Here is an 8,156-nt window from a genome sequence, read left to right as displayed (position 1 = left end):
ATTTAAAACTGATTCGATGAGGTATCAATCCGGAGGCAGCCTGACAGTCCGGTTACGTAGTGGATCTTCCGTGGCAACAAGTCGCCTACGTAACACGATCGGATGTGCGCGAATTCAATGCATCGCCCACTGCTTCGGCGATACGCCGCCTCGAACGCTGCGGGTCCAGCCAGACGAATCCCGCCAACGCTCCAACGAACGTTGCAGCAGCAATCATCAGATAGACAAGGTTGAACACGTTTGCGCTACTGCCGGTTGTGCCGATAGCATCCATGATGTGGCCCAGCAACAGAGGGCCGATCGCTCCGGCCGTCGATGCGACGGCAAGAGAGGTGGAGAGCAGGGTGCCTCGCTGGTCATCCGGCGTCACCTCTGCAATCAACTGCGGGCCAAAAGCGTTGATCTGGGCGATCAACGTAAAGCCGACCGTCATCCACGCCAGTCTGGCTGCGGAACCGGCATCGGTAAGGAGAACTAGATAGGCGAGTGAACCGATCGCACAGCACAGGCTGTAGAACGCGCCGCGAGCCAGACGCGTCGATACGCCACGTGCGATGAGATACTGGGAAAGCGTGTTCAGCGCAAGGCCGATCGGCACCTGGACCGCCACCTGGATAGCATAGATCCAGCCGGCTTCCTTCGCGCTGTACCCAAGACCCGTACGTATGTAGACCGTTCCCCACGTGAGCGCGATGACGGTAATCAAGGTGGCGAGAAACCACTGCAGCGTCACGACGAGTACAGTCGGATCGAGCAGGAGTCGGAGATACGGAACCTTGTCGAGGGCGGGCGCCGCAGGACGAGCAGGGACCCGAAGAGGGTGCTCACGGCCCTCCTTGCCGAACAGCAGCCATAGAACACTCCAGGCCAGGCCGACGATGCCCAGTACGAGGAAGGCAGCCCGCCAGCTGTAATGCTCCATGACCCACGTGAGCACGGGCGCGGCCACCATGACGCCCACGACGGCACCGGTCTGGATCACGGAGGTGGGAATGTTGCGCTTCTGATCGTCGAACCATTGATAGGCGGCATGCAGGGCAACGGGATAGGCCGGCCCTTCGCCGAGCCCGAGCAGCACGCGGCAGGCGAGCAGGGTGCCGAAGCTCGCCGTTGTGACGATGGGGAACTGCACGGTGGCCCAGATTGCTGCGAGCACGAGCAGCAGCCATTTGGCTTTGACATAGCGGGTGAGGATGCCAAAGCCTACGCCGGACAGCGAGTAGAGCGCGTAGAACGCACTGCCGACGAGACCGAACTGCGTGGCGCTCAGCTTCATGTCGTGCATCATCGGAAGTGCGACGAGTCCCAGCACGGCCTTGTCGGCATAATTGATCATCATGAACATGAACAACAGGCCCACGATAGACCAGCCCCTGACCGGATTCGATGTCGCTGGCATGGAGAGATTCTCGCTTGTGTGTTGACGTGCGGTATCGAATTACGTTAGTACACCGATATAATTAGCGCGCCGCGATCCGGAGGCGGCGGCGAAACGGCGGAATCAGTAGAGGTTCATATCTTCACTCGACATGCTCGTGCCGGAGTGCTTCCTCCTTCTGGTGGGCAAGGTGATGCGCCAGGCTACTGGTGAGCTTCTCGATGCAGCGATTCAGGACTTCCAGTTCCTGTTCGGTAATCGTGCTCAGCATCATCTTTTCGAGTGCGTTGCCGCGCTCGTAGGTTCGCTTCACAAGGACCTCGGCATCGGGCGTCAGGTAAAGATTGATCTGCCGGGCATCTTCCTGCCCGATTTCGCGACGCAGCAGCGAGCGCTTGACCAGTGAACTGACGATCTTGGACGCGAAAGTTTTTTCGAGCATGGCCAACTCGATCAGCCTTCCGAGCGTCAGCCCCGGTTCCAGCTTGACGAGGCGCAGGACGCGCAGATCGCGTACCGACACGCCGAACTCGCGCTCGTAATACTGGGTTGCCGCTTCCTTGCTGAGGTCGCTGAGTCGATCGATCCGAAAGGTCAGGTATTCGAGGACAGGGTGATCGGTATTGGGCATGGAGGACCTGCGTAGAGAGCCAACGTCCAATTGATTCTGTCGGCAATAGATGCACGAGTCAACTATTGGAAAACCCTGATATCGATCCGGTGGCAGCAGAATGGGACTTCAGTTGTTGGGGCCGCAAGGCCGGTTCCGGCCTGGACTCAACGATAGAACGCATCTGGCACTAGCCGCGCGTGTTTTTGACGGCCGATACTCAAAACGACAATGGCGGGCTGGCGTCCGGACGGGACCGGAGCAACGCCGCACAGGAGACATGAATGCTCAGGTATCTGATCGGAATCGGGCTTCCTTTTTTGGGCGTCATTGGCGCGCTGCCCTGGGTGGCCGCCCAGCAGGACCGCTACGTCCTGGGCGTGCCCTTCATCTACGCGTGGATCTTCGGGTGGTTCCTCCTGACTTCCGGGTGCCTCTTCGTCTGCTGGCACTTCTTCGACCGGCATCGCTACGCCAACGGGCACTAGCGCCCGCCCCCCGCGCAAAGCGGCGCTGACCGGTGCCGCCGCCCCTCCCACCTTCTCCACGCTGGAGAGCCGCGCATGTCCACTTTCGTTTTCTCGCTGCTGATCGCCTTTTCGCTGTACCTCGCCATCCGCTCCCGGCGCGGCCACGGCAAGCAGAGCATGCATGACTTCTTTGTCGCTTCGCGCCAGTTCGGCGTCGCGCTCGTGTTCTTCCTCACGGCCGGCGAGATCTACAGCATCGGCACGATGGTCGGTTTTCCGGGCGGCATTTACGCGAAAGGGCCGACCTACGGCGTCTGGTTCCTCGGCTACATCCTGCTGGCCTATCCCATCGGCTATTTCATCGGGCCGCGTATCTGGGAGGCCGGCAAAGAGCACAACGCCATCACCCAGGCGGATCTCTTCAAGGGCCACTACCGCAGCCGCGCGCTCGAGTTGATCGTTGCCGGTTCGTCGATCCTGTTCCTGATTCCCTGGGGCGAACTGCAGTTCACGGGACTCGCCGCCGCGCTCAAGGGGCTAGGCTGGCAAGTTCAGCCCGTCTGGCTGATCGTCGTCTGTGCTGCGCTCGCGTTCACCTATATCGCCATCTCCGGCGTGCGCGCGTCCGCGTGGATCGCCGTGCTCAAGGACATCCTGATGCTGCTCGCAATCGTCGTGACGGGCGTGGCGGCCGCGTGGGCGGCGGGCGGCACGCATGAGGTCTTCCGGGCCGCGAGCCGTCAGGTGAGCAACGCCATGACCGCGCCGCAGTTGCGCTTCTCCATGAGCACGATGCTGTTCCAGTCGCTCGGTTTTTATATGATGCCGTTCGCGGCGCAGGGTTTTTTCACCGCGCGCGGGCCCAACACGATCCGCCGCACCCAGATCGCGATGCCGCTCTACATGATGATGTACCCGTTCCTCGTGGTGGCCTCGTACTACGCGATCAGCGCGAACCTCAAGCTCGCCTCGCCCAACGACGCCTTCTTCGCCGCCGCCATTCATCTGCTGCCCGACTGGCTGCTCGGCCTCGTCGCGGCAGGCGCCGCGCTCTCGGGGCTGCTCGTGCTGGCCGGCATCTGCCTCGCAATCGGGCCGATCGTCACGCGCAATCTCATACCGAACCTGCCCGAGGCACGCCAGAAGCGCACGGCGAAGTTCGTGATCGTGGCTTACCTGATGGTGTCGATCGCCACTACGCTGCTCACGCCGAACCTCATGCTTTCGCTGATCAACACGACCTACTATGGCGTCACGCAGTTCCTGCCCGGCATGCTGATCCTGCTGACGCGTCGCCGCGTGCGCGCGGGTGCGGTGGCGGCCGGGATTGTGTGCGGCCAGGGCCTCGCAATCGTGTGCTATGCGCTGCATATCGGCTTTGGCGGGATCAATCTGGGGCTCGTGTGCCTTGGCGTGAACGTGCTCGTGGTCTGTGTCGGGCATATCCTGACGCGCCCGTCCGGGCGCCGCTACGGCATGCCCGATCCGCTTCATCATCATTCATAGGAGTCAAGCCTCTCGATGAATCATCAAGCCTCGTCTTCTTCGCCGCTTTCTTCGTCGCTTCGGGCGGGCGATCCGGCCCGGCCGGTCACGGTCTTCGCCGCGCGCCGCATCCTCACGCTCAACGCCAGCCAGCCGGAGGCGACGCACGTGGCCGTGCGCGAGGGCCGCATTCTCGCGGTCGGCACGAGCGAGGACGCCGCAACGTGGGAGGCGCAATTCGGCGCCTGTACCCTGGAGAACACGCTGCGCGACAAGGTGCTGATGCCCGGACTCGTGGAAGGGCACTGCCACCTGATGGAAGGCGCGGTATGGGACGCGGCTTACGTGGGCTACTACGACCGGCGCGGCCCGGACGGTACGCTGTGGCCGGGCCTGCGCACGCGCGAGGCGGTGCTCGAGCGCCTCGCGCAAGCCGAACGCGCCATGACCGACGACGGCCCGCTGCTCGCATGGGGCTTCGATCCGATCTACTTCGGTACGTCGCGCCTCACGACGCGCGAACTCGACACGGTATCGGCGAGTCGCCCCGTCGTGATCCTCCATGCGAGCGTGCATTTGATGAACGTGAACAGCGCGATGCTCGCGCTCGCCGGCATCGACGAGGACACCGATATAGACGGTATCGCGCGCGATGCGCAAGGCCGCCCCACGGGCGAGCTGCAGGAGTTCGCAGCGATGTTTCCGGTCTACCAGGTGCTTGGCGGCAAGCTTGCGATTGCGGCCAGCGAAAAGCCGCATGCGATCTGGAATTTCGGGCGCGTGGCGCAGCTCGCGGGTGTCACGACGGCGACCGATCTCGTGAACGACCTCTCTCCCGCGGGCAACCAGACCCTGCACAGCGTGACCGCCGACCCCGACTACCCGGTGCGTATCGTGCCCGCGTTCGCTCCGCAGCGTAATCCCGGCCAGCGCGCGGCCGGCGTGCGGGAGGCGATGGCCGGCAATACGGACAAGCTGCGCTTCGGGCCGGTGAAGTTCATCGTCGACGGGTCGATCCAGGGCTTCACGGCGCGCGTGCGCTGGCCCGGCTACGCGGGCGGGCAGCCCAACGGCCTGTGGCTGATACCGCCCGAGCAGCTGGTCGAGGTGTTCGAGCCATACCACTGCGCGGGGCTGCAACTGCATATCCACACGAACGGCGACGAAGCGACCGAGGTCGTGCTCGACGCGCTGACGACGCTTCTCGCGCGCCATCCGCGCCCCGATCACCGGCACACGCTCCAGCACTGCCAGATGGCGGACGCGGCACAGTTGCGGCGCATCCGCGCGCTCGGCCTCTGTGTGAACCTGTTCGCGAATCACATCTATTACTGGGGCGACGCGCACTATAGCCAGACCATGGGCCCGGACCGCGCGAACCGCATGGACCCGGCGGGCTCCGCGCAGCGCATGGGGATTCCCTACGCGCTGCATTCGGATGCGCCCATCACGGCGTTGAGCCCGCTTTTCACCGCATGGTGCGCGGTGCGGCGCGAGACCGCGTCGGGGCGCGTGCTGGGCGAGGCGGAGCGGCTCACCGTGGCCGAGGCGCTGCACGCGATCACGCTCGGCGCCGCATACACGCTGCACCTCGATCACCTGATCGGCAGCATCGAAGTGGGCAAATTCGCGGATTTCGCCGTGCTCGACGAAGACCCGAGCACCTGTGCGCCCGAGCGCCTGAAGGACGTGCCGATCTGGGGCACGGTGCTCGGCGGCCGCATCATGCGCGCCCCGCGATGACTCACGCCACCGTCACGCCGACGCCCGAGCGCGCGCCGATCGACCTCGCGGTGATCGGCGGCTACCTCGGCGCGGGCAAGACCACGGTCGTCAACCATCTGCTGGAGGCGCCGCACGGCAAGCGCATTGCGGTGCTCGTCAACGACTTTGGCGCCGTCAACATCGACGCCCGGCTCGTGCGTGCGCGCAGCGACGACGTGATCGAACTCGATAACGGCTGCATCTGCTGCACGATAGGCGGCGCGCTCGTCGATGCGCTCGCGCGGCTCGCCGCGCGCGAGGCGCGGCCGGACCTGCTTCTGATCGAGGCGAGCGGCGTATCGGATCCCGCGAAGATTGCCCAGGTGGGCTTGCTCAACGGCGCGTTCCGCCTCACGGCGGTGCTCGTGGTCGTGGATGCGCCGGAGGTCGTGCGCACGCTGGTCGATCCGCTGGTCGGCGCGATGGCGCAGCAGCAGATCGACAGCGCCAGCGCCGTGATCGTCACGAAGCTCGACCTGATTGCGCCCGAGGCGCGCGAACGCGCCGTCTCGGACGTGCGCGCGCTCGCGGCGACCGACATCGTCGTGGCGGCGGATCACGGGCGCGTGCCGCTCGCGCTGCTCTTCGACGCGAACGTGCCGCTCACGCGCGCGCTCGCCGATGCCGGCCGCTGGCAGCAGCACCGGCCTCTTGCGGGGGGCGCAAGCGCGTTCCCCGCGTTCTCTAGCGTGGCGCTGGCCGCGCCCGGCGTGCTGGACAAGGCGCGCCTGCGTGCGTGGCTCAAGGCGCTGCCGCGCACGATCCTGCGCGCGAAGGGCTTCGTGCGCGTGGCGGACGCCGAGGGCCGCGTGAGCGCGCGCGCGTGCCAGGTCGCGGCGCGCCGTCTGCGCATGACACCGCCTCCCCGGAGCGAGCATGCGGAGGAAGACACGGCGGCCGTCCTCGTCTTCATCGGATTCATCGATGACGAAACCGAAGAGATTTTGCGCGACGGACTCGCCGCATGTTGCGTGCGATAGGCCGGGCGGTGCTGCACGGAAGCTGAGCAGCAACCCGACAGACCGCTCAGCGCACCCCGCTCATGGCCACGCGCTGCTGCGAAAGATGCCGACGTCCCACCCAGGCGGCCGACAGCGCGCTCACCAGACCCGCGAACATCGTATAGAGGCAGATGAGCCACGGATCTCCGCCGTTGCGCTGCAACAGCCACGTCGCGATGATCGGGCTGATGCCGCTCGCGAAGATGCCGGAGAACTGGTAGACGAACGAGGTGCCGGTGTAGCGCACGTTCGCGTCGAACAGTTCTGCGAAGAGCGCCGCCTCGGGCCCATACACGGAAGCGTAGATGACGCCGAGCGGAATGATCACGGCGAGCCACACGAGCAAGGGCGAGCCGCCGCTGTGTTTCATGAGCCAGAAGCCGAAGAACGACGAAAAGCCTGTGAAGAGCGATCCCCAGAAGTAGATGCGCGTTCTGCCGACACGATCCGAGAGGCGGCCAAAAAGCGGAATCGTGAAGATCATCGTGAAGGCGGCGGCCATGACGGCGAGCAGGGCGTCGGTGCGCGAGAGCTTGAGCGTCTGCGTGAGATAGGCGATCGTAAAGACGGCAAAGACGTTGAAGAACACGCCGTCGATGAAACGCGCACCCATGCCGGCGAGCACGTTGCCGGGATAGCGGCCGAGCACCTCGGCAATCGGCACGCGGATCTCGGCGCCCTGTTGCTTGACGCGTTCGAACTCGGGTGTTTCCGATACGCGCAGCCGGATATACATGCCGATCGCCACGAGCACGAAGGAGAGAAAGAACGCGAGGCGCCAGCCCCAGGCGAGAAACTGCGCATTGTTCAGCGTGGACGAGAGGAGGGCGACCACGCCCGATGCGAGGCAAAGCCCGATTGCGAGACCAATTTGCGGAATGCTTGCGTAGAAGCCGCGCTTGCCCTCCGGCGCGTATTCGAACGCCATCAGCACGGCGCCGCCCCATTCGCCGCCGAGACCGAGACCTTGCGCCACGCGCAGGATGAGCAGGAGCGCGGGCGCCCACAGGCCGATCTGCGCATAGGTCGGCACCGCGCCGATCAGCACGGTGGCCACGCCCATGATCGAGAGCGTCATGATCAGCATGCTCTTGCGGCCGAGCCGGTCGCCGAAGTGACCGAACACGATGCCTCCGAGCGGGCGGCTCAGGAATCCCACGGCGAAGGTGCCATAAGCGAGCATGGTTGAAATGAGGGGATCGCCGCCCGGGAAATAGAGCTTGTTGAAGACGATGCCGGCGACGACGCCGTAGAGGAAGAAGTCGTACCACTCGATGGTCGCGCCGATCAGGCTCGCAACGACCACACGCCTGATCTGCCGGGCGTCTGTACGGGGCAATGCGTTCATCGCTGTCTCCTTTGAGGGCGCGCCTCGCGTGGTGCGGCCGCTCAAAAATAAGTGTTTTTGTAAGGTATCCTCTGTTTACTGCAGGTGGTCTCTGTTCCGC

Annotated in this window: 7 protein-coding genes; 4 read left to right on the top strand and 3 right to left on the bottom strand. The window is 64.6% G+C overall.

What is annotated here, in order from left to right; translation table 11 throughout:
- Positions 1–85 precede the first annotated feature (85 nt).
- Positions 86–1,399: an MFS transporter gene (locus BFE01S_RS35055; protein WP_028229508.1), complete on the bottom strand. Its 1,314-nt coding sequence runs from the start codon at positions 1,397–1,399 to the stop codon at positions 86–88.
- Positions 1,400–1,520: 121 nt separating this feature from the next.
- Positions 1,521–2,009, bottom strand: a complete 489-nt coding sequence (locus BFE01S_RS35050; protein WP_028229507.1) for a MarR family winged helix-turn-helix transcriptional regulator — start codon at positions 2,007–2,009, stop codon at positions 1,521–1,523.
- A 263-nt stretch (positions 2,010–2,272) separates the two neighbouring features.
- Between BFE01S_RS35050 and BFE01S_RS35045 the strand changes: the two genes are divergently transcribed.
- From BFE01S_RS35045 to BFE01S_RS35030, 4 genes are all read left to right on the top strand, one after another.
- A complete protein-coding gene (locus tag BFE01S_RS35045) occupies positions 2,273–2,476 on the top strand; it encodes a DUF3311 domain-containing protein (protein WP_028229506.1) in 204 nt (67 codons plus the stop codon).
- 75 nt (positions 2,477–2,551) lie between these two features.
- Entirely contained in the window at positions 2,552–3,964 is a 1,413-nt protein-coding gene (locus BFE01S_RS35040; RefSeq protein ID WP_028229505.1) for a sodium:solute symporter family protein, read from the top strand.
- 15 nt (positions 3,965–3,979) lie between these two features.
- Positions 3,980–5,686 (top strand): amidohydrolase, encoded by a 1,707-nt coding sequence (locus BFE01S_RS35035; RefSeq protein WP_028229504.1) that lies wholly within the window; start codon positions 3,980–3,982, stop codon positions 5,684–5,686.
- On the top strand, positions 5,683–6,687 hold the full coding sequence (locus BFE01S_RS35030) for a CobW family GTP-binding protein (protein WP_042339799.1): 1,005 nt from the start codon (positions 5,683–5,685) through the stop codon (positions 6,685–6,687). Before BFE01S_RS35035 ends, BFE01S_RS35030 begins: the two co-directional genes overlap by 4 nt.
- Positions 6,688–6,733: 46 nt before the next feature.
- On the opposite strand, the gene BFE01S_RS41470 is transcribed toward BFE01S_RS35030, so the two are convergent.
- Positions 6,734–8,056 (bottom strand): MFS transporter, encoded by a 1,323-nt coding sequence (locus tag BFE01S_RS41470; RefSeq protein WP_042339796.1) that lies wholly within the window; start codon positions 8,054–8,056, stop codon positions 6,734–6,736.
- Between the last annotated feature and the right edge of the window lie 100 nt (positions 8,057–8,156).

Source organism: Paraburkholderia ferrariae NBRC 106233 (assembly GCF_000685035.1).
Lineage (GTDB): Bacteria > Pseudomonadota > Gammaproteobacteria > Burkholderiales > Burkholderiaceae > Paraburkholderia > Paraburkholderia ferrariae.
The sequence above is the reverse complement of the archived record's forward strand: the minus strand, read 5'-3'. Positions and strand labels throughout refer to the sequence as shown.